18 protein-coding genes, 1 tRNA gene and 1 pseudogene are annotated in these 20080 nt (G+C 68.9%); 14 read left to right on the top strand and 6 right to left on the bottom strand.

The features are described 5' to 3' along the window. Positions 1-257 precede the first annotated feature (257 nt). On the bottom strand, positions 258-989 hold the full coding sequence (locus BLU81_RS21450; protein WP_092546305.1) for a phospholipase D-like domain-containing protein: 732 nt from the start codon (positions 987-989) through the stop codon (positions 258-260). 137 nt (positions 990-1126) lie between these two features. Here BLU81_RS21450 and BLU81_RS21445 point away from each other — a divergent pair, with 137 nt between their 5' ends. Continuing rightward, on the top strand, positions 1127-1342 hold the full coding sequence (locus tag BLU81_RS21445; RefSeq protein ID WP_092546304.1) for a hypothetical protein: 216 nt from the start codon (positions 1127-1129) through the stop codon (positions 1340-1342). Positions 1343-1400: 58 nt separating this feature from the next. Beyond that, positions 1401-1949 (top strand): HD domain-containing protein, encoded by a 549-nt coding sequence (locus tag BLU81_RS21440; protein ID WP_092546303.1) that lies wholly within the window; start codon positions 1401-1403, stop codon positions 1947-1949. A gap of 2 nt (positions 1950-1951) precedes the next feature. Here BLU81_RS21440 and BLU81_RS21435 read toward each other — a convergent pair whose 3' ends face one another. From BLU81_RS21435 to BLU81_RS21425, 3 genes are read right to left on the bottom strand one after another with little or no spacing between them, the layout of a single operon-like run. Then, positions 1952-2404, bottom strand: a complete 453-nt coding sequence (locus BLU81_RS21435; RefSeq protein ID WP_092546302.1) for a hypothetical protein — start codon at positions 2402-2404, stop codon at positions 1952-1954. Further along, the gene (locus tag BLU81_RS21430) at positions 2397-2873 is read right to left on the bottom strand and encodes an NUDIX hydrolase (protein WP_092546301.1); all 477 of its coding nucleotides are present in this window, start codon (positions 2871-2873) and stop codon (positions 2397-2399) included. The genes BLU81_RS21435 and BLU81_RS21430 overlap by 8 nt, the downstream gene beginning before the upstream one ends. Before the next feature lie 7 nt (positions 2874-2880). Beyond that, positions 2881-3615 (bottom strand): helix-turn-helix domain-containing protein, encoded by a 735-nt coding sequence (locus BLU81_RS21425; RefSeq protein ID WP_092546300.1) that lies wholly within the window; start codon positions 3613-3615, stop codon positions 2881-2883. A 352-nt stretch (positions 3616-3967) separates the two neighbouring features. Here BLU81_RS21425 and BLU81_RS21420 point away from each other — a divergent pair, with 352 nt between their 5' ends. The 4 genes from BLU81_RS21420 (at position 3968) to BLU81_RS21405 (ending at position 8246) form a co-directional block, all read left to right on the top strand. Continuing rightward, a complete protein-coding gene (locus tag BLU81_RS21420; protein ID WP_092546299.1) occupies positions 3968-4162 on the top strand; it encodes a hypothetical protein in 195 nt (64 codons plus the stop codon). Between the two features lie 2 nt (positions 4163-4164). Beyond that, positions 4165-4524: a hypothetical protein gene (locus tag BLU81_RS21415; protein WP_092546298.1), complete on the top strand. Its 360-nt coding sequence runs from the start codon at positions 4165-4167 to the stop codon at positions 4522-4524. After that, positions 4521-6263 carry an FtsK/SpoIIIE domain-containing protein gene (locus BLU81_RS21410; protein WP_092546297.1) on the top strand — a complete coding sequence of 581 codons (1743 nt, stop codon included), beginning with the start codon at positions 4521-4523 and terminating at the stop codon, positions 6261-6263. Before BLU81_RS21415 ends, BLU81_RS21410 begins: the two co-directional genes overlap by 4 nt. A gap of 288 nt (positions 6264-6551) precedes the next feature. After that, positions 6552-8246 (top strand): recombinase family protein, encoded by a 1695-nt coding sequence (locus tag BLU81_RS21405; protein ID WP_092546296.1) that lies wholly within the window; start codon positions 6552-6554, stop codon positions 8244-8246. Here the strand turns inward: BLU81_RS21405 and BLU81_RS21400 are convergent. Next, positions 8208-8295, bottom strand: a tRNA-Leu gene (locus BLU81_RS21400). The two genes, BLU81_RS21405 and BLU81_RS21400, sit on opposite strands and share 39 nt — an antisense overlap. Before the next feature lie 203 nt (positions 8296-8498). Here BLU81_RS21400 and BLU81_RS48465 point away from each other — a divergent pair. The 8 genes from BLU81_RS48465 (at position 8499) to BLU81_RS21350 (ending at position 19721) form a co-directional block, all read left to right on the top strand. Continuing rightward, positions 8499-10136: a fibronectin type III domain-containing protein gene (locus tag BLU81_RS48465; RefSeq protein WP_157751714.1), complete on the top strand. Its 1638-nt coding sequence runs from the start codon at positions 8499-8501 to the stop codon at positions 10134-10136. Positions 10137-10298: 162 nt separating this feature from the next. Continuing rightward, a complete protein-coding gene (locus BLU81_RS21380; RefSeq protein WP_092546292.1) occupies positions 10299-12833 on the top strand; it encodes a fibronectin type III domain-containing protein in 2535 nt (844 codons plus the stop codon). Beyond that, positions 12827-13798, top strand: coding sequence for an AAA family ATPase (locus BLU81_RS21375; RefSeq protein ID WP_092546291.1), 972 nt, complete (start codon positions 12827-12829; stop codon positions 13796-13798). Before BLU81_RS21380 ends, BLU81_RS21375 begins: the two co-directional genes overlap by 7 nt. Positions 13799-13832: 34 nt before the next feature. Next, positions 13833-14942, top strand: a complete 1110-nt coding sequence (locus tag BLU81_RS21370) for a DUF58 domain-containing protein (RefSeq protein WP_231954688.1) — start codon at positions 13833-13835, stop codon at positions 14940-14942. Positions 14943-15009: 67 nt separating this feature from the next. Further along, the gene (locus tag BLU81_RS21365; RefSeq protein WP_231954687.1) at positions 15010-17694 is read left to right on the top strand and encodes a transglutaminase domain-containing protein; all 2685 of its coding nucleotides are present in this window, start codon (positions 15010-15012) and stop codon (positions 17692-17694) included. Positions 17695-17746: 52 nt separating this feature from the next. Continuing rightward, a complete protein-coding gene (locus tag BLU81_RS21360) occupies positions 17747-18319 on the top strand; it encodes a hypothetical protein (protein ID WP_092546290.1) in 573 nt (190 codons plus the stop codon). 215 nt (positions 18320-18534) lie between these two features. Next, complete coding sequence (locus BLU81_RS21355; protein ID WP_231954686.1) at positions 18535-19260, top strand: pectate lyase; 726 nt, start codon at positions 18535-18537, stop codon at positions 19258-19260. A gap of 77 nt (positions 19261-19337) precedes the next feature. Further along, a complete protein-coding gene (locus tag BLU81_RS21350) occupies positions 19338-19721 on the top strand; it encodes a VOC family protein (protein ID WP_092546288.1) in 384 nt (127 codons plus the stop codon). 124 nt (positions 19722-19845) lie between these two features. Here the strand turns inward: BLU81_RS21350 and BLU81_RS51800 are convergent. After that, a pseudogene (locus BLU81_RS51800) lies at positions 19846-19893 on the bottom strand (hypothetical protein); the annotation flags it as partial. Between the last annotated feature and the right edge of the window lie 187 nt (positions 19894-20080).

Here is a 20080-nt window from a genome sequence, read left to right as displayed (position 1 = left end):
TATCGCTTGGATCCGAGTTCATCGGCCTGCGGATCTGTCGTGAGCGCGGGTCTCTATCTGGCTCAGACTGCACAAGACCGACTGGCGATGGCAGATGCGAAGCTGAATCAGCATCTTTCTGGGACGCCGGGTGGGCTCTGTGCTGTGTGTTTGGAGCCAGAGCCGTGTCGTGCTCGGTATGAAGCCCTCGGGGTGTTCGATCAGTATGGGGTGCTGCCGCGTCGGCGGCCCGGTACTGCTGGTGCTCCGGGCCGGGGTCAGAGCTTTGACGGCTTTGCTGAGCCCCAGACTCGTTCGAATGATTTTGTGTGAGTGGCGACCATGCCGGCGTCGCTGGTGCTCTTGAGGTGGAATACCGGGGCGTGGGCTGCTGGGCGGCCGTAGATGTGGGAGTTGACCAGCATCTCGTCGTCTGACCGGCAGAGAGAGTTGTAGAGGACGGTGTCGTGTAGGCGCAGCGTGATGCCCGGCGTGGTGGTGAGCCGCTGGAGGCTGACCAGGGCGGTTCGGATGCGGACACTCATTCCGGCGCCTACACGTTCCTCGTCTCCACGGTTGGCGATGTGTTGGCCGTCGGGGTCGCCCAGCGCAATCCGGACGCGGACGCCGCCGCGAGCCTTGTCCTGTAGCAGGGCCGGGATCGTGGCGTCCTCGGCGAGGTACAAGGCGCTGTAAGCCAGGACGTCAATCTCATGCACGGCCCGACGTAGCAGGCGAGCCCATACGTCGGTGGGGACGGCTGATCGGTGGGGGTAAACGATGCGGACCTCGTCCGACATGGCCGGCTGCTCGGTCGGACGCGGCAGGGTCGGCCATAGGTCGTGGGCCTGCCAGCCGGTGATTCTGACGAGGGCGTCGCGGTGACGGGGGTAGGGCATGCGACCGGTCATCCAGCGTTGGACGGTCTTCGGATCGACGTCGAGGCGGGCTGCTACGCCGATGACGTCTATCCCGGCGCTGCGGAGGGCTCGGGCGAGTGGACTGTTCACGCAACGACTCCCATCGCTGGCGATCGGCGTCATCGTAGCTAAGAAGTCCCTAGACGTCCTAGTCCTGTGGTTCACGCTGGGTCACCCGATCGGCAGACTCGGCATCGACGAGATACCAGTTGAACGGATGGACTGCGATGCCGACCGACAAGCAAGCCGAGCATGAAACGGCACGTCAGGCTGCGGATCGGCTGGCGCTCGTTCTTGAAGATGCCGGGTTCGACGTCGGGCAGGACTTCCCCGGACTGCACGACGCTGTCGACCGTGCAGGCACTGTGGTCGTGCGGCTGGGCGATGTGACGCCGAGCGTGGCAGACCAACTCGCCGAACTCCTTTCCGGGGCTCGCCGATAGGAGGATGGGCAGTCGACGAGGGGCACGGCTACAAGGGGGCGGGCGCTAATCTGCCGGTGTGGCTGAGATTGAGCGTGCCCGCGATCTGACGCGGCTGGTGCTGGCCGAGTCGATCCCGCGTCGCTGGGCGCACAGTCAAGGCGTCGGCCGGAAGGCGGAGTCGGTCGCTCACCTCGTCGGCGACGACGCGTCCGCGCTGGTGTGCGCGGCCTGGCTGCACGATGTCGGGTATGCGCCCGACCTGGTCGTCACCGGTATGCACCAGCTCGACGGCGCCCGCTACCTGCGCGACGTCGCGGGCATGGACGATCTGATCTGCCGGCTGGTTGCCCACCATTCGTGCGCGTTCATCGAGGGCCAGAACCGGGGATTGGCCGACGAACTAACCAACGAGTTTCCCCCGGTCGAGGGGCTGGCGTCGCATGCGATCACCTACGCCGACATGACCACCACTCCCGACGGTGAGCCGGTGGAGGTGGAGCGGCGGCTTGCGGAGATTCTTTCGCGGTACGGCGATGGCCACCTCGTCGCCGAGTCGATCCGTGAGGCAAGTCCGCTGATCATCGACTCGGTGCAGGTGATCAACGCGGCGCTCGCCCAGCGGTGAGGTCAGTCCGAGCGGGACAGGGTTCCCTGTTCGTCGCGGCTCCAGCGGCGGCCGGCACTGTCCAGGAACTCGATCTGTACCGGTTCCGGTTCGACGTACGTCCGCAGCCATTCGGCCGGGGCGGAGCGTTGGATGGTCTGGCCGGGTGGGACCAAGCCGACGAACTCGACGTGCGGTTCCTCGTCGCCACGAGCCGGGAGCGGTAGCTCCACCTCGTAGATCGGCATCGGGCTGGCGTTGTGAATGTGGAACGTCAGGTCGCGGGTGCCGTCGCGCTTGTTGACCAGCTCGATCCACGCGCTGATGCGTTCTGCCTGAGCGCGTCGTTCATCCTCGGCCCGGTCGGCTTCGCGGCGGTGCTCGCGGCGCAGAAGGCGGAAGCCGACCAGGAACGCGCCGATGGTGCCGACGGCGGAGAACGAGTCGGCGATGGCGCCGAGCGCGTCGCTATCCAAGGTGCACGTCCTGCGGCCGGGTGAGGAAGTGCTCGATCCGTCGGCGCATGGAGGGGTCCATCGGCAGTGAGCGGCACTCGGCTTCGGATACCCAGCGGACCTCGGTGGTCTCGTCGCTGGGCGTCGGAGTTCCGCTGATCGGCTGGGCGGTGAAGACGATGGAGAACTCCTGTCGTACCTCGCCGTTGCTGGTGTAGAGGATGACGTGCCGCGGGTCGGTGAAGATCCCTACCAGGCCGGTGACCTCGACGTCGATACCGGTCTCCTCGGCTGTCTCCCGCACTGCGGTCTGCGGCAGGGACTCGCCGAGGTCCATCGCCCCGCCGGGAAGTGCCCAGTTGCCGTTGTCGGAACGGCGGATCAGCAGGATCTCGCCGCTGTCGTTGACCACGAGGGCGTTCGCCGACGGGACCAGCGACGTTGGAGCGGGTGCGTCGGGGTCGTCGAAGTAGTCGATGCGTTGTCCCATCCGGCATTCACTCCAACGGTGTCGCTTGATCCCATACGTGCTCGAAGCTTTCCAGGTACGTCGTCACCATGCCGCCACCGGCGGCCCGCCGGAGATGCAGGACCGGGGCCTGAGCTGCGGTGAAACTGTAGATGTGCGTGTTGACGAGTACCTGATCGTCGGCACGGTAGATCGAGTTGTAGAGCACCGTGCGGTGGAGCCGAAACTCGATGCCCTCGATGTCGCGGAGCGGCCGGTACATCACCAGGGCGTTGCGGATCTTCGCGGCCTGGACGTCGTCGACACCCTCGTCGGCTCCACGCTGCGCGACTGCATCGCTTTCCGGGTCGCCGAGCAGGATGCGTACCCGCGCTCCTGCCTCTGCCTTTTCTTTGAAGATCTTTTGGATTCCGGCGTCCTCAGAGACGAACAGGCCGCTGTAGACCAGGACGCCGATCTCCTCCTCGGCGCTGGCGAAGACGTTGCGCCACAGGTCGGACGGGACCGTCCACCGGTGCGGGTAGATCGAGATGATCTCGCTTTCGCTGGCGTTCGCGAGCTGGTCGGGGCTCAGCGCGTCCGGCCACAGGTACACCTCGTCGACGCCGAGGCGGGCTGCGACCGCGTACCGATGTCTGCGATAGGGCGTGCGTCCGCTGATCCATCGCTCGACGCTTTTGGGATCGACTTTCAGTGATGTCGCCAGGTCGGCTGGCGTGATCCCGTTCTCCAACAATGCGGTGCGTAGTCGCTCGTTCGGCATCGGCTTCCCGTCAAGACGTCCAGCGGCCCGACCAGGCTAGAGGAGACGTCTTCGATACGTCCAGCCATGACCTGATTACGTCCCGTCGATTGATCGCACTCTGATGGCACGCCGATGCAGCCCCGCATCGCCGGTCCGAGAGGAGATCAACCATGAACATCCACCTCACCCGGGATCTGACCCCGACTTGCCCGTGCGGCGCCCAGCTCGCCGCCGGACACCCTGTCCTCTGCCGCAAGTGCACCAATCGGCTTCGCTGGAACCGCCGACACCAGCCGCGTGGCGGCCACGCCGGCGCCGACCGGGGCCTCCGCAGCCGCCGCAACCGCAACGGTCGCCGTGGCGGTGACGCGTGACGATCGCCGTCTCCGCCGTCCTGCTACTCGGCGTCCTCGTCTACCTGCTGTGGCGGTACGCCCGGCTGCCGCTGTGGCAGGCCGCCGTCTGCGCGGCCTTCGGCTACTTCCTCGCCTCGTCGTCCATCGGCCCGGAGATCGGCAACGGGCTGCGCGCCCTGGCCCGGTTCGTCGCCGGACTGAGCCTCTGATCGTGAACGCCCGCCGACCGGAAGGAGACCCGAACCCGCACATGACCAACGACCAGCACATCCCACGCCCCACCGTCGACCAGGAGGCCGTCCGCTCCCACCTGCACGCCGTCCGTCTGCGTCCTACGCCCGTCACTGTCTGGACTGTCATCGGGGACGTCCCGGTACTTCTCGCCGAGATCGACAGGCTCGCGCGGCTACTCACCCGCGCCCGGTGGGACTTCGCCGACCTGCTCGCCGCCGCCCGCGCCACCCTCGCCGCCGACCGGGACGGCGAGCCCGACCCGCTGACCTACCTCCGCGACGCGGTCGCCGAGCACCAGGCATGGAGTCCGCCGGACGAGGGCGAACTCGCGGAATGAGGGCCTACGGACGACGTCACCGCCGCTGGAGCCGCCGCAACCCGCAACCGCTGCTGCTCGTACCCGATGAGCCTCTGACCCTCGTCGTTGTCGCTGCTGTCGGCCGGACTCTGTTCCGGTACCGATCGGAACTTGCTCCTGTCTTTCTCGCCCTGGTCCTGGTGGTCGTCGGGTCGGTCATGCACCACAGCCGACCCGGCGCGTGGCCGCTGGTCGTCGTCATGACCGTGCTGGCAGCAACGGCCGTGGGATTGCGCGGGTGGCCCTGGGGACTCACCCGCCCTGCTGAGCGCATCTATGCCGCCACAGCGACCTCCATCGCCGGCGGATGGCTCGCTGCCGCGACCACGCTCGGGCCTACCCGATCGCCGTTACCTACGCTGCTCATCCTGGCGATGGTCGCGCTCGGCGTGCCGTGGTGGGCACACCGGCGACGCCGCGCCCGCGTGCGTGTGGACCGGGTCATCAACGCGTGGCCCAACCTCGCCGAGATGATCGGGCTCGCCGGATCACGGATCATGTCGGCAACCGTCGACACGTGGGGATGGCGTGCTCGCGTGAAGCTGCGGCCCGGTCAGAGTGTCACCGATCTGGTGAGCCGCGTACCGGCCATCGAATCGGCTTTGGGAACCCGACCCGGTGCCGTTCGCGTTGAACAGGATCCGGCGCACGCCGGTCGGTGCACGATGCGGGTGCTCGCTGTCGACCCGCATGCCGGTGCCATCCCGTGGCCCGGTCCGACCGCCCGCAGTCTCGCCGACCCGATCGAACTCGGCGTGTTCGAGGACGCGACACCTGTGCGCGTCGAGATGCTTCGCCGGCACGCGCTCATCGGTGGGACCACCGACTCGGGTAAGAGCGGCGTGCTCAACGTGATCCTCGGCAACCTCGCCGCCTGCACCGATGTCGTGCTGTGGGGTATCGACCTCAAAGGCGGCATGGAACTCCGCCCGTGGGCGTCCTGCCTGGCCAGGCTCGCCACCACACCCGACGAGGCAACCGACCTGCTCGCCGACGCCGTCGCCATCCTCGACGCCCGCGCCCACGCCGCCAGCCACGACAACACCCGCGTCTGGAAACCCACACCGAAAGCACCGGCGCTGGTCATCGTGATCGACGAGTACGCCGAACTCGCCGACACCGCCCCGGACGCCGTCGGCCACGCCGAATCGATCGCCCGACGAGGCCGCGCCGTCGCCGTCGACCTGCTCGCCGCCACCCAGCGGCCCACCCAGAAAGCCATGGGCGGTGGCGCGCTGCGCTCACAGATGAGCATCCGCGTCTGCCTGCGCGTCCGGGAGCGCCGCGACGTCGACCTCATCCTCGACAAGGGCATGCTCGCCGACGGCTGGCACGCCCACACCCTCGACGCACCCGGCAAGTTCTACGTCCTGGCCGACGGCCACAACCAGCCACGCCGCGCCCGCGCCTACCTCGTCACCGACGATCTCGTACGCCAGACCGCCGCCCGCTACGCCGACCAGCGCCCGCAACTCGACCCGCTGTCCCGCGCAGCTATCGACCACCAACCAAGGCCCATCGAACCGCCGCGACCGTCAGCCGACGACCCGGAACGGACGCTGCTGATGGCACTCGATCAAGCGCCGGCCGACGGGCTGAGCGTCCCCGAACTGATCGACCTCACCGGCATGCGACGCACCTGGATCTACGACCGGCTCCAAGCCCACGCCACCGCCGGCCGCGCCCGGCAAGTCACTCGCGGACGCTGGCGAGCCTGACCCGATCGTCCGCGCGGACGTCCGTCCGCTCGCGCGCGTCTGCGCATAAACGCGCGGACGGACAACGGACGGACGACCGCGCGGACACCCCCACCACGACCCGAAAGGAGGCCCGACGATCACCACCGACGACCAGACCCCCGAAGGGAGAAATCGCAGTATACGAAGCTGCGCGACGCTGATCTTTGAAGATTCGCAGCTCAAGACGTCCCTAGACGTCCCAATGCCCGACGCTGCCGCAGATGCACTGTGGCGCATCATCGACCGCGCCCGTAAGACTCGTCGACCATGAGGTTCGCGTTCTACGGACGAGTGTCGACCGAAGACCAACAAGACCCGCAGGCATCCAAAGGCTGGCAGCTATCCCGCGCCCGCAGCCTGATCGAACCGGCCGGCGGTGAAGTCGTCGCCGAGTTCTTCGACATCGGACTGTCCCGCGCCCTGCCCTGGAAACGGCGACCGGAAGCGACACGCCTGCTCGACGCGATCAAGAGCGCAGGACGCGACTTCGAGGCCGTCGTCATCGGCGAACCGCAGCGCGCGTTCTACGGCAGCCAGTTCGGCATGACCTTCCCGGTCTTCGTGCACTACGGCGTCGGCCTGTGGGTGCCCGAGGTCGGCGGCGCCATCGACCCCGGCTCCGACGCACACGATCTCGTCATGGCTCTCTACGGCGGCATGAGCAAGGGCGAACGCAACCGCATCAAGATCCGCGTCCACTCCGCGATGAAGGCACAGACCGAACTCGAAGGCCGCTACCTCGGCGGACGACCGCCCTACGGCTACCGACTCGCCGACGCCGGCCCGCACCCCAACCCCGGCAAAGCCGCCGAAGGTAAACGTCTTCACCAACTCGACCCCGACCCGATCACCGCGCCGATCGTCAAACGCATCTTCGAGGAGTACGCCGCCGGACGCGGCATGACCTCGATCGCCCGCGGCCTCACCCAGGACGACATTGCATGCCCATCGGCCTACGACCGGGCACGCAACCCGCACCGCAACACCCAGGTCTGGGAGACCACCGCCGTCCGCGCCATCTTGCAGAACCCCCGCTACACCGGCCACCAGGTCTGGAACCGGGCACGCACCGACGAGGTTCTGATCGACGTGGACGACGTCGCGCTCGGCCACGAAAGCCGCCACCGCTGGAACGACCCCAGCAAGTGGATCTGGTCGCGCATCCAGTCACACGAACCGCTGATCAGCACCGACCTCTACGAACAGGCACAGCGAACGATCAAGAAGCGCGGCACCAACGGGACTGCCGGTAAGGCACCCCGGCACACCGGGCATCCGTACCTGTTCCGGGGTCTGATCACATGCGGCGTCTGCGACCGCAAGATGGTCGGCAACCCCAACCACGGACGCCTCTACTACCGCTGCACCGCCAGCCGCGACTACGTCCGCCAGCACCAGATCAGCCACCCGCCAGCCCTTTACCTCCGCGAAGACCAGATCACCACGCCCATCGACCGCTTCCTCCGCCAGGAACTGACCGGAACGGCGCTGACCGACAACATCCGCCGTGTGGCCGAAGCGCAGTACCGCGAGGCGCTCGCCGCCCACGACACCGCCGGAGAGGTCGAACGACTACGGCAGACCATCGCCGACGCGGACACCAAGATCAGCCGCTACCGGGCGACCCTCGACGCTGGCGGCGACCCGGCACTGATCGCCGACTGGATCAGTGAGACCACCACGATCAAGAAGACCGCACAGGCCAGACTCGGACTCACCGAGGCACCGCCCCAGCGGATGACCACCGACCAGATCGACGCCATCGCGGAAGCGTTCGACGATCTGTTCCGACTGCTGAGAGACGCCGACCCGCGAGACAAGGCCGAGCTTTACAGCCGCATCGGCCTGCGGATGACCTACCGCCCTGGCCCAGAAACACTGATCGCCGAGGTTTGCACCCCGGCGAGTTCTCGTGTCTTTGATTGGTGTCCGAGGGGGGACTTGAACCCCCACGCCCGATAAAGGGCACTAGCACCTCAAGCTAGCGCGTCTGCCATTCCGCCACCCGGACTTGCATGCTTGCCGGCCTTCTCCTCTACCCCATGTCTGCCTGGGGTTTTGGCTGCCTGCCAGCGGCACGGACAGAACTATATATGGCCCCGGGCCCAGCTCGAAATCGGGGTGGGTGGGCGGGGTCATGGGGTTCGGGTGTGGCGCTGGGGCGGGTTACCCGGCAGCATGACGGGCGTGTCTCAGCCGTCCCCTCTCACTCCGGTGCTCGACCGTGCTCGTTCGATGATCGCCTCTGGGCAGTTCGAGGCTGCTCAGGTGCTGCTTGAGCGGACCGTCGAGGTGGGGCGGGAGAAGCTCGGTGAGGATGAGCCTGATGTGCTCAGCGCGCAGCGGGAGCTTGCCGGGGTCTATCTGCGTACCGATGATCCGATGGCTGCGCGGCGTGTTCTCGAGGACGCGTACGCGGCCGGGCAGTGGCGTCTCGGGGACAGCGATCCGCTCATGCTTCACATTTCGCATGATCTGGGTGTTGTCGCTCAGGAGCTCGGTAACAAGCATGAGGCTCGCAAAGCCTTCGGGCGGGTGCTGGCCAACGGGCCTGCGGTGCTCGGCGACGGGCACGAGTTCGTCGCCCAGGCGCGGGGTTATCTCGGGGAAGAACCTTCCGGAGCTACGGTACGGCCGGAAATCGCACCGTCTCCGGCCCCGGCGCCGCCCGCCGACTCGCAGGCCACGCCCACCGACGTTCCGAACCCGGTCACGCCCGATCCGATTACCAGCCAGACCGATTCCGCTGGTACGGATGGCGCAGCGCACGTGCCCACCATCCCGCAGCCCTCACACCAGCACAGCGGGCAGACGACCGCACAGCAGAAGGCAGAGCCGGACGCTCGTACGGCGATGGAACGGTCCACCGAAATGCTGCCCATCGCCCGTCCGGTGGATTCTCGGCAGGCGGACACCGGCCAGGGCGCCACTCAGTCCGGTCACGTCGACAGACAGGCCTCGGCGCAGTCCGGCCCGGCGGTGATTCGTCCCAAGGTTCCAGAAATCCAGGCCCAGGCCGGGTATGGGCAAGGTCAGGCAGCGCAGAGCGGCCAGACCGGTCACGCGCAGGGACAGACGGCTCAAGGTGGTCAGACCGGCCACGCGCAGGGCGGACACACCGGACATGCGGCCGACCAGCACCAGCACGGCGGCTATGCCACTGGCCAGGGATACCCGGCGGATCAGCAGCAAGGCACCTACCAAGGCCAGCAGGGTTACCAAAGCCAGCAGGGCCAGCAGAGCCAGCAAAGCCAGCAAGGCCAGGGATATTCGACGGCCGGCTACGGGCAAACGGGTCACCCCGGCGTCTGGCAGCAAGTGCCCGCTCCGAACACCGGCTGGCAACAGGCACCCGTCCCGAACCAGGGCTGGCCGAACCAGCCGCAGGTCCCCACGGTGCAGGCCACCCCGTACCCCGCTCAAAAAACCGGCGGCCGTGCCGTCGCCATCGGTCTGACCGCCGTCGCCACCCTGGTTTCCGCCTTGGCGGTGGTGGCCTTGGTCGTGGTGCTCGCGGACCGTTCGCAGAACACCGCCACCGAAGGTGATCAGACGCCGGCGCCGACCGGACCGGTGTTGGCGGGAGAGCCGCCGACCGACGTGACACTCGATGACCGGGGCGTGGAAGTGAACGTCACCTGGCGTGATCCGACGGGCGGCAAGAACGGCTTCATCGTCTCGATGGCGCGTGAGGGACAGCAGCTGCGACCGGTGGCACCGGTCGGGCCGGGGACGACCTCGTCGTTGGTGAACGGCCTCAACCCTGACCTGGAGTACTGCTTCGCCGTGGTGGCCGTCTACTCCACGAAACAGTTCGCCAGCTCGAAGCAGGTCTGCACAGAGCGTCAATAGCTTATCCACAGGCTTCACCACCGGGTATCGACGGGAACCACAACTTCCCTATGATGGCCTGCGTCCTAGAGGCTTACCACGGGGAGGACAACCGCTGTGACCAGCACTGATGGCGCCAAGAAAAAGGGTCTGCGCAGACCTGGCAAGGGCCAGCTGGTCACGATGGCGACTGTGCTGGTCCTGGTGGCGGGGCTCGGCATCACCGTCCGTGGTCTCGGGTCCGCTGACCAGGCGCTGGCCAGCTTCGACGCCGCATCCTGGCTGTGGAGCAAGGGCAAGGCGGAGCTGGCCCGGATCAACGGCACGTCCGCCCGGGTGGACACGCGTGCCGACGTCGGCCAGGCCGCCCGCGGGCATCAACTGCAGGTGAGCCAGAGCGATCGTTACGTGATCTTGCGGGACGTCAACACCGGCGCGATCGCGTCGATGGACCTGACCGATCTGCAGGCGTATTGGAATGCCGAATCCCAGGCCGGCGTGGGTGTGAGCGTGGCGCTGCACGACAAGTCGGCGTTCGTCATCGACGCGGTGCAGGGCAAGGTGCAGCAGGTCGAGCCGGCCAGTCTGCAGGCGGTCGGTGACCCGCTGCAGTTCCCGCCGGGCATCGGTGGTGGCGTGTTCGACGGGGCCGGGGTGCTGTGGGTCGCGGCGCCGACCGAGGGCACGGTGACCGCGGTCCAGCCGGGGGAGACCGCTCCGGTGCGGGTGCGCACCGATTCGGTGGCCGCGCCGAGCCACGACCTGGCGGTCAGTGCCATGGACAAGGGCGTCGCGGTGCTCGACCGGACGACGAACGCGCTGGTGAAGGTCACTGAGACGGGCGCCGGCACGCCGGTGACGCTGCCGCTGACCGGCCCGGGTGAGCTGCCGCCGCGCACCGACGGTGACACGATCGCGGTGACCGTCGCCGACGACCGGCGGGTCTACACGGTCGGCGGGAGCGGGATCCGCGAGATGGTCGTCCCCGAGGGCGGTGGCGGTGATCTGCGGACCGCGGTGGCCTACCAGGGCTATGTCTACGTGCCGGAGGACGACGGCACCGTGCACGTCTTCGACGAGAACGGCCAGAAGCAGGAGTCGTTCGACATTCAGCGGCCGGGCGGTGACCTGGAGCTGGAGGTTCGGGAGAACCACCTGTTCATCAACGCGCCGGGTTCCTCGACGGCCCGGGTCGTCAACGACCAGCACACGGTGCGGACGGTCGACAAGTATGACGACGACGTCGTCGGCGGCGATCCGCCGCAGGTGAAGGCCGAGCCGGAGAAGCCGAAGGAGCAGAAGCCGAAGAAGCCGGTGGTCAGCAAGCCGGGTGCGCCCCGTGCGGTGCGTGCCGCCGCCGGTAACACCGAGGTCCGGGTGACCTGGCAGGCCGCCAATCCGAACGGTGCCGCGATCACCCGTTACGTGGTGACCGGCGCGGACAAGACGTTCCCGGTCGGCGCCGAGCAGAGGTCACTGGTGGTGACGGGCCTGACGAACGGTGAGACGTACCGGTTCGAGGTGCACGCGGTGAACCGTAAGGGTGACGGGCCGGGCAGGATGAGCAACGCCGTGGTGCCCACCTCGGATGTGCCGGACCCGCCGGCGACACCGCCGGTCGCGGAGGCGAAACCGGACGGCACGGTCGTGGTGACCTGGCCGGAGGCCAACGGGCAGGGACACAAGATTCAGCGGTACGCGGTGACCGCCGTGTCCGAGGGCGGGTCCGCTCCGGTCGGCGAGTCGGCGAGTACCACTCTGACGATCCCGGTCGGGCAGCTGGAGTTCGGTAAGCAGTACGCGTTCACCGTCGTTGCGATCAACGACATCGCCGCCGGTTCGGCCGCGTCGGGGGTCAGCAACACGGTGGTGCCGTTCGCCGTTCCGGGCAAGCCGGACGCCGTCGAGGCGGCCACCGTCGCCGATCAGGCCGGTGCGGTGCGGGTGACCTGGACGGCCCCGGCCGACAACGGGCGGCCGATCACGAAGTACGTGGTCAAGGCCGGTGACAAGGAAACCGAGGTCACCGAGACCACGGTTACCTTGACCGGTCTCGGTACGGGTGCCACCGTGCAGGTCGCGGTCACGGCCGTGAACGAGGCCGGTGCCGGTGAGGCGTCCAGCGCGACCGCGCGGACGGTGGCGGCGCCGACGGTCACGGTGACCGGGGTGGACCCGACGTTCAACACGGCGAAGGTGGCGTTCAGCGTGAACGGTGGCGGCGGCACGACCACGTGCACGCTCACCGTGTCCGGCGGTGGCAAGGGCTCGACCGGCAGTTGCACCTCGCTGAACGCGAGCGGGCTCAGCCCGAGCACCGGCTACACGTTCACGGTCACCGCCAAGAACGCGGCCGGCAACGCCGCCAAGGCGGCCACGAAGACCACCGACGACCTGTACGGCACGGCCACCTGCATCAACGGTGACAGCGGTGACCAGAAGACGTACTGCAACTCCGACGTCGACGGCCGCAACGGCAACGAGATCTTCAAGGGCACCACCCAGACCGATTCTCAGCAGGCAGGCTGGGTCAAGAACGGGACGCGGCTCAAGACGTACTGCAAGAAGAACGGCGAAGAGGTCTACGCCTTCGTCTACAACGACAACAAGAGAAGCTCGGTGTGGATCCAGGTGGCTTATGAGGGCAAGACCTACATCCCGTGGGCGTGGCTGAACCTCGACGGCGGGGACGATCTGGGGAACCTGCCGACATGCTGACCCCCGCTCACGTCCAGGGGTTCGCCGACGTCGCCGCGCAACTCGCCAACCGGATCGGCACCGTCGTCCTCGGCAAGCCCGAGGTGATCCGGTTGACCCTGACCGCGATGTTCGCCCAGGGGCACGTCCTGCTGGAGGACGTGCCCGGCGTCGGCAAGACCACGCTCGCCCGGGCGCTGGCCGCGTCGATCCACGGGCAGTGGCGGCGGATCCAGTTCACGCCTGACCTGCTGCCCTCCGACGTCTCCGGCGTGACCGTCTTCAACCAGTCCAACGGCGGTTTCGAGTTCCACCCCGGCCCGGTTTTCGCGAACCTGGTGATCGCCGACGAGATCAACCGGGCGTCACCGAAGACCCAGTCGTCGCTGCTGGAGGTGATGGAGGAGCGCCGGATCACGATCGACGGCGTGCCGCATCCGGTGCCGCAGCCGTTCCTGGTCGTGGCCACCCAGAACCCGGTCGAGATGGACGGCACCTACCGTCTGCCGGAGGCACAACTCGACCGTTTCCTGGTGAAACTGTCCGTCGGCTACCCGTCCGAGGACGTCGAGATCGAGGTGTTGCGCGGGGCGGCGGGCCGGTCGCCGGACACCCTGGACCCGGTCACCGACACCAACATGATCGGCGAGATGACCCGGATGGTCGCGGCGGTGCACATCGCCGACCCGCTCTACACGTACGCCGTCCGGCTCGCCGCCTCGACCCGCAACCACCCGCAGGTCCGCGTCGGTGTCAGCCCTCGCGGGGTGATCGCGCTGACCCGGGCCGCCGCGGCGTACGCGCTGATCAACGGCCGTGGCTACGTGCTGCCGGAGGACTTCAAGGACCTGGTCGAGCCGGTGTTCGCCCACCGGGTCCTGCTGTCCGCCGACGCGCAGCTGCGCGGGGTGACCGCCGCCGACGTCCTCGCCGACGCGCTGCGCTCGGTTCCGGTTCCGCTGGCCGGCCAGCAAGTCCCGGTCTGATCCGTTGTCCCGCACCGAGAGTCACCGCAGCGGCGTGACAGCCCGTGGGTTCGGCCTGATCCTGGCCACGATCGTGCTGGTCGGAGCCGGATTCCGGTACGGGTATCCGGACCTGGCACTACTCGGGGCCGCCGCCGGGATCGCGGTGCTGGCGGCGCTGGTGTTCGCGTTCTGGCGGCCCCGTCTCGGTGTCACCCGGATCGCCGACCCGGACCGGGTGGCCCGCGGCGAACCCGCCCACGTCACCCTGACGATCAGTAACACCAGCCGGGTCCGGGCGGCCACGCTCATCGCCACCGACCGGTGCGGCACGGCGACCGTCGACGTGCCGTTGCTGCGCCTGCGGGCCGGTAACGACACCGTGGAGAGCTATCCGGTGCCGACCCACCGCCGAGGCCTGGTGCCGATCGGGCCGCTGCACGTCACCCGCCGTGACCCGCTCGGGCTGATCACGCTGGCCCGAGGTTACGGCGAGACCACTGTCGTCCGGGTCTACCCCCGGGTTCACCCGCTTCGCGCGCTTCCCGCCGGGCTCACCCGCAGCCTGGACGGCAGCGTCGACAAGGTCCCGCAGGGCACGATCACGTTCGACACCCTGCGGGAGTACGTGCCCGGCGACGAGATCCGGCGCATCCACTGGCGCAGCAGTGCCAAAGTCGGCGAGCTGATGGTCCGGGAACAGCTCGACACCGCCGAACCGACGATCGTGGTACTCCTCGACGACCGCGCCTCGGCACACCACGGCGACAGTTTCGAGGACGCCTGCGAGGCGGCCGCCTCGATCGTCGTCGCGGCCGTGCGCGAGGACTTGCCGGTCAGCCTGCACCTGGTCACCACCAGGATCAGCGGCCCGCACCTGGACGTGCTCACCGAAGCCGCCCTCGGCGACGGGGATCTCGACGCCACCCTGCGGCAACTGCGGGCCCAACGACTCGGGGACACTTTGATCTTCCTGACCGGACCGGGTGGGCGGGCGGATCTGGGCGCGGTCAGTGGGCTTCGGTCGGCGTACCCGGTCGCGCTCGCCGGAATCCTCGGCGACCGCGACTCGTCGCCCTCCGCACCCACCGACCGCCTGCTGGTGATCGAAGCGGTCGACGGCGCCGAATTCGCCGCGGCCTGGGACGGAACGCGCGGATGGTGACCGGAATGCGAACCGGCTTGCGGCCCGGAATGTGGACCGGCGTGCCGGGTGGAAGCAGGGGTGCGCGGTGCGTCTGACCGGGATACTGCGCCGGGCCGTGGTGCCGGTGGCGCTGGCCGGGATGCTGACGCTGGCCGGGGCCGCACTGGGCCGGATCTACGCCGATGACCTGCTGTTCTACCTGGCGGCGGGTGCGGCGGTCGGTTCGGTCGGCGTGGGAGTCGCGGCCCGGCGGCTGCCGTCGTGGGCGGCGGCGCCGCTGTCGACAGTGCTACTCACCGGGTATCTGGCGCTCGCGTTGCATCTGGCCGCCGGCGCGACCGGGCTCACCGTCGCGGTCGCCCGCGACGCCCTGACCAACGGCATCCCACGCCTGCTCACCGCCATGATCCCGGTCGAGGCCACGCCCGACACGGTGGTCATCGCGGTCGCGGCGATCTGGATCGCCGGTCTGGCCGCGACCGAGGTCGCCGTGCGCAGCGGCCGGGTGCTGCTGGGCTGCGTGCCACCGGTGGCGGCCTACGCGGGCGCGCTCTACGTGGTCGGGCCGAACGCCGAGGCGGCGACCGCGTACACCCTGATCTTCGCGGGGCTCATCGTCGCCGCGCTGGCCGCGGCTTCCGGGGCTCCGGGTTCCACGATCGCGGCGGTACGGGTCCGCGCGCTCGGTGGTGCCGCCGCCGGCCTGGTGGTGGTCGTGGGCCTGATCGCCGCCGCCGGCCCGTGGGTCGGTGACCGGGTCAGCGCCACCCCGGTCGACCCCCGGCAGTACGTGCAGCCACCACGCGTCGACAGCCTCGACGAGAGTCCTCTGAACCGGATCTCCGGCTGGGCGCTCTACCCGAACCAGCCTCTGCTGGAGTTCCGCCCCGGCGACCCGGAGAACCCGGCCCCACTGCCGGTGCCGTCGGTGCCTTCGGTGACGGAGAGCACGGCTACTCCGGCGAAGTCCCGGAAAGCCAGAACCACCACGAGCCGGAGCAGCGCCCCCGCCTCGGGCCAGGGCGGCGGGGCGGGAACTGCCTCTGCCGACAGCGGCGCGGTCGCGGGTCAGGGCGGCGGCGCGGGGATCGTCCCGATCAAGGCTCCGGCCACCTCGTCCGCACCCGCGGAACCGGCGGCGTCCGCGCGGGGGAACGTGCGGCTCCGGCTCGCGGTGCTGTCCGACTACGACGGGGTGACCTGGCGGGTCGGCGGGGTCTACCGGAACGCGGGCCGGGTCCTGCCGGTGCTCGACGTGCCGGCCGGTACCGAGGTCACCGAGAACGAGCACCAGATCACCATCACCGGGCTGACCGGGCGGCTGCTTCCGGCCGTGCCCACGCCCACCCGGATCACCGGGGCGCGGGTCGCCTACGACGCCGCCACCGGCACCCTGATCCGTCCGGAAGGGCTCACCGAAGGCCTCCGCTACACGGCCGTCTCGGAAGTGCAGAAGCCCGACCTCAACCTGCTGCCGGCGGCGAACGTGCCGTCCGGTGACGCGTTCGCCCGTTACCTCGCGCCCGGTGCCGGGGCGCCGGAGCAGGTGCAGAAGCTGGCCGAGCATCTCGCCGAAGGCAACGGCGCGCCGTACGACCGGGCGGTGGCGATCGAGGACTTCCTGGCCGAGCACTACCGGCACGTCGCCGACGCACCCAGCGGGCACGCCTACCCAAACCTCGGGCACTTCCTGTTCGGGCGGCGCGATGCGGGCGGTCAGAAAGGCACGTCGGAGCAGTTCGCCGCCGCGTACGCGGTGCTCGCCCGGATGACCGGCCTGCCCAGCCGGGTGGTGGTCGGTTTCGTCGCGCCCGCCGCCGGTGGAGCCGTCACCGCGGGCGATGCTCTGGCCTGGCCGGAGGTGTACTTCGATCAGGTCGGCTGGGTGGCCTTCGACCCGCTGCCGAAGAGCGACGAGACGCGCCCGGTCGAGGAGGACTTCACCCCGCCCACCCCGTCACCGCCGCCGTCCCAGTCGGAGAACCCGGAACCCACCGAGGCCGGATCGTCCGCGCCGCCGCCGGAGGTCGCGGCCCCCGCGGCGACCGCCGGCACGTCGACCGTGCTGGTCGCCTCGGGCACGTCCGGGGGAGTGCTGCTGCTGCTCACGGCAGCGGCGGGGACGATTGTCGCGCTGCGTGGCGCGCAACGCCGGCGACGCTTGACGATCGGTGACCCCGGCCAGCGGATCGCGGGTGCGTGGCTGGAACTCACCGACGCGTTACGGCTCGCCGGACGCCCGGTCCCGGATCACCTGTCAGCGACCGAAGCGGCCCGGCACGCGGCCGTGCTGCCCCGCCCGGTCCAGCGCACCGGACTGCTCCGCCGAGCCGTTCCACCCACTGCCGAGGAGATCGCCGACGCGCGGGCGGCGCAGGACGAAGCCGGCCCGCTGATCCCGGTGACGAAGACCGGCACCGGTTCGCCGCCGGCGAACGGCGCGATGAACGGCGCCACAAACGCGGCCACGAACGGCGCGACAAGCAGCGCGACGAACGGCGCGGCAAACAGCGCCTCGAACGAAGCCTCGACTGCCGATGCGCAGGCAGCGCCTTTGCCGCCGCTGGATGCGCTGGTCGAGGCGATCAACACGGCCGGGTTCGCGCCGGGTGCCGCCGACACGGGGCAGGCGGAGCGAGCCGGGAGCCAGGTGATCGCTTACGCCGACGCGTTGCGGGAGCGGAGATCCTGGTGGCGGCGGCTGTGGTGGAGCGTACGACCGGGTCCGTTGCGCTGGAACCGCGAATCCGGGGATGAGCGCCCGCAATAAGGCGGGCCCACCAGCCCATCTGGAGATCAACTCGGCTATCGTGGCGGCTCCTATGAGAAAGCTTTTCATCGTGCTCGCGATGCTGGCCGTTGCGGGATGTTCGCAGCCTGACGAGGTGTCCGCGCCCCGGGTCCTCGACGAATCGGTCGCCGGGCACACTCTGCTCAACGACGCCCTCCGGATCGACTTCGAACGGCGCGGCGGGCTGGTGGAGAACTACGCTCTGGTGCCCGCGACCCGCCCGCCCGGCCTGCGGAGGATGTCGCCGCTCGGCAGTAAGGGCGACAACGGCTCGTTCGTGGTGAGCTACCAGTTCGGTGAGCAGTGGCTGCACGCGCAGGTCGAGTTGTCGCCGCAGGCCACCGATACCTGCGAAGCGATCAAAGACGGTCAGCTGAACGATGAGACGCTGTGCGTGCGGGACGGCGGGATCGCCGCTAACACGACCGGGTTCACCCATGTCACGGTCTATCTCACCGGCAATGTGAACACCGCCCCGGAGATCGGTGACGCGGAGACCGACGAGGCCGCCGAGTTCTGGGCGCGGACCGAGATGGTGCCGATCGATCAGGCGCGCTGGTTCACCGACCTGCTGGAGCGGGGCACAGCCGCGGCCGAAGGCTGATCCGCACCTGGTCAGGGCCGGATTCAGCGGTACTGAAAGCCGGATTTGTAGCTGTTGACTTACATCCCGAACCTTAAGAAGTCCTTAAGACTCGGTGATCGAGGAAACCCCTTTCCCGCAAGATCCGTGCTTCTGGGCAGAGACTCGTCCCTGCTACCGAAAGGCACGTGATGACTAACTCCCGGCGGAACAGAGGCCGTGTAATCGGGGCGGCGGTGGTCGCTCTCGGCCTCGGCGCTGCTGTCGTCTTCACGAACTTCGCGTCGGCGGCGGTGCCCGAGGCCACTGGTGAGCAGGTGGTGACCGAGTCGATCGAGGTCAGCGGCGTCTTCGACGGTGCGAACAAGCGTTTCATCGGCGGCGGTGCACTCGGGGACGGCGGCCAGGACGAGGGCCAGGACGCGCTGTTCGAACTCGCCGACGGGGCCACCCTGCAGAACGTGATCCTGGGCAGCCCGGCCGCCGACGGCGTGCACTGTTCCGGGAGCTGCACGATCAGCAACGTGCACTGGGAGGACGTCGGCGAGGACGCCGCCACCTTCCGTGGCACCAACGCCACCGTCCTGATCGAGGGCGGCAGCGCGGCGAGCGGCACCGACAAGGTGTTCCAGGACAACCGGGGTGCCGGCGGTTCGGTGACGATCCGCGACTTCGAGGTCTCCGACTTCGGCAAGCTCTACCGCTCGTGCGGCAACTGCTCGACCCAGGCCGCCCGTACGGTGACCATCTCGAACATCATCGCGACCGCCCCCGGTGGCACTCTCGCCGGTGTCAACACGAACCTCGGCGACAAGGTCACCCTGGACGGCATCACGATCGTCGGCGACGACATCAGCCTCTGCGACCGTTTCGAGGGCAACGACACCGGTGACGAGCCCACCAAGATCGGCGAAGGCCCGGACGGCACGAGCTGCGTAGCCAGCAACGTGACCGGTCCGTAAGACCTCGCCAGGGTGGCCGGCCCCCCAGTCGCTTCCCGGCCATCCTGGCGAGCGCACGTCCCTCTATCGTTGGTCCGATGACGACGATCAGGCAGCTCCAGATCACCTTCGACTGCGAGAACCCGGAGCGGGTCGGCCGGTTCTGGTGCGAAGTGCTCGGCTATCAGCCACCGGACGGCGAAACGGACGGCTGGTTCGCCTGCACCGATCCCACCGGCGTCGGCCCGCGGCTGTTCTTCCAGACGGTTCCCGAGGGCAAGACCGTCAAAAACCGAGTTCACCTCGACGTACGCGTGGGCCTCGGTCTTGTCGGCGCCGAGCGCCTGGCCGTCCTGGAGGCCGAAGGCGCACGCCTCGAGGCGCTCGGCGCGAAGCGACTGTGGCTGCAGATCGCCGACGAGGAGAACGAATCCTGCCTGACCATGGCGGATGTCGAAGGCAACGAGTTCTGCCTGGACTGATCAGCTGAGGCCGGGCAGGTCGCGCAGTTCCCGGCGGGAGCTGATGCCCAGCTTGCGGCACATGTTCCGCAAGCTGGGCGTCGACCGTCCGCGGGCTCAGGAACAGCCGCCCGGCCACCTCGTTGGACGTCGCCCCGGTCGCGACGAGCCGGGCGATCGTCAGCTCCTGCATGCTCAACCGGTCCCGGGCGTCTCCCGAGCGGGAACCGGGCGAGGGCTCACCGGTGGCCCGCAGTTCGGTGGCGGCCCGCTGAGCGAACCCGTCCAGACCCGCACCGGAGAACAGATCAAAAGCGGTCCGCAGCTGTTCCCGGCTGTCGCGGCGGCGGGAACGACGACGGAGCCATTCGCCGTACAAC

The sequence above is a fragment of the Actinoplanes derwentensis genome, assembly GCF_900104725.1.
Lineage (GTDB): Bacteria > Actinomycetota > Actinomycetes > Mycobacteriales > Micromonosporaceae > Actinoplanes > Actinoplanes derwentensis.
Note: the sequence above shows the minus strand (reverse complement) of the source record. Positions and strands in the feature narration are given on the sequence as shown.

Excerpts from the sequence above, each read along its gene's own strand:
- BLU81_RS21380 (WP_092546292.1), top strand. The coding sequence starts at position 10,299 with ATGGCGACTGTGCTGGTCCTGGTGGCGGGGCTCGGCATCACCGTCCGT.
- BLU81_RS21360 (WP_092546290.1), top strand. The coding sequence starts at position 17,747 with ATGAGAAAGCTTTTCATCGTGCTCGCGATGCTGGCCGTTGCGGGATGT.
- BLU81_RS21445 (WP_092546304.1), top strand. The coding sequence starts at position 1,127 with ATGCCGACCGACAAGCAAGCCGAGCATGAAACGGCACGTCAGGCTGCG.
- BLU81_RS21350 (WP_092546288.1), top strand. The coding sequence starts at position 19,338 with ATGACGACGATCAGGCAGCTCCAGATCACCTTCGACTGCGAGAACCCG.
- BLU81_RS21410 (WP_092546297.1), top strand. The coding sequence starts at position 4,521 with ATGAGGGCCTACGGACGACGTCACCGCCGCTGGAGCCGCCGCAACCCG.
- BLU81_RS21430 (WP_092546301.1), bottom strand. The coding sequence starts at position 2,873 with ATGGGACAACGCATCGACTACTTCGACGACCCCGACGCACCCGCTCCA.
- BLU81_RS21405 (WP_092546296.1), top strand. The coding sequence starts at position 6,552 with ATGAGGTTCGCGTTCTACGGACGAGTGTCGACCGAAGACCAACAAGAC.
- BLU81_RS21375 (WP_092546291.1), top strand. The coding sequence starts at position 12,827 with ATGCTGACCCCCGCTCACGTCCAGGGGTTCGCCGACGTCGCCGCGCAA.
- BLU81_RS21425 (WP_092546300.1), bottom strand. The coding sequence starts at position 3,615 with ATGCCGAACGAGCGACTACGCACCGCATTGTTGGAGAACGGGATCACG.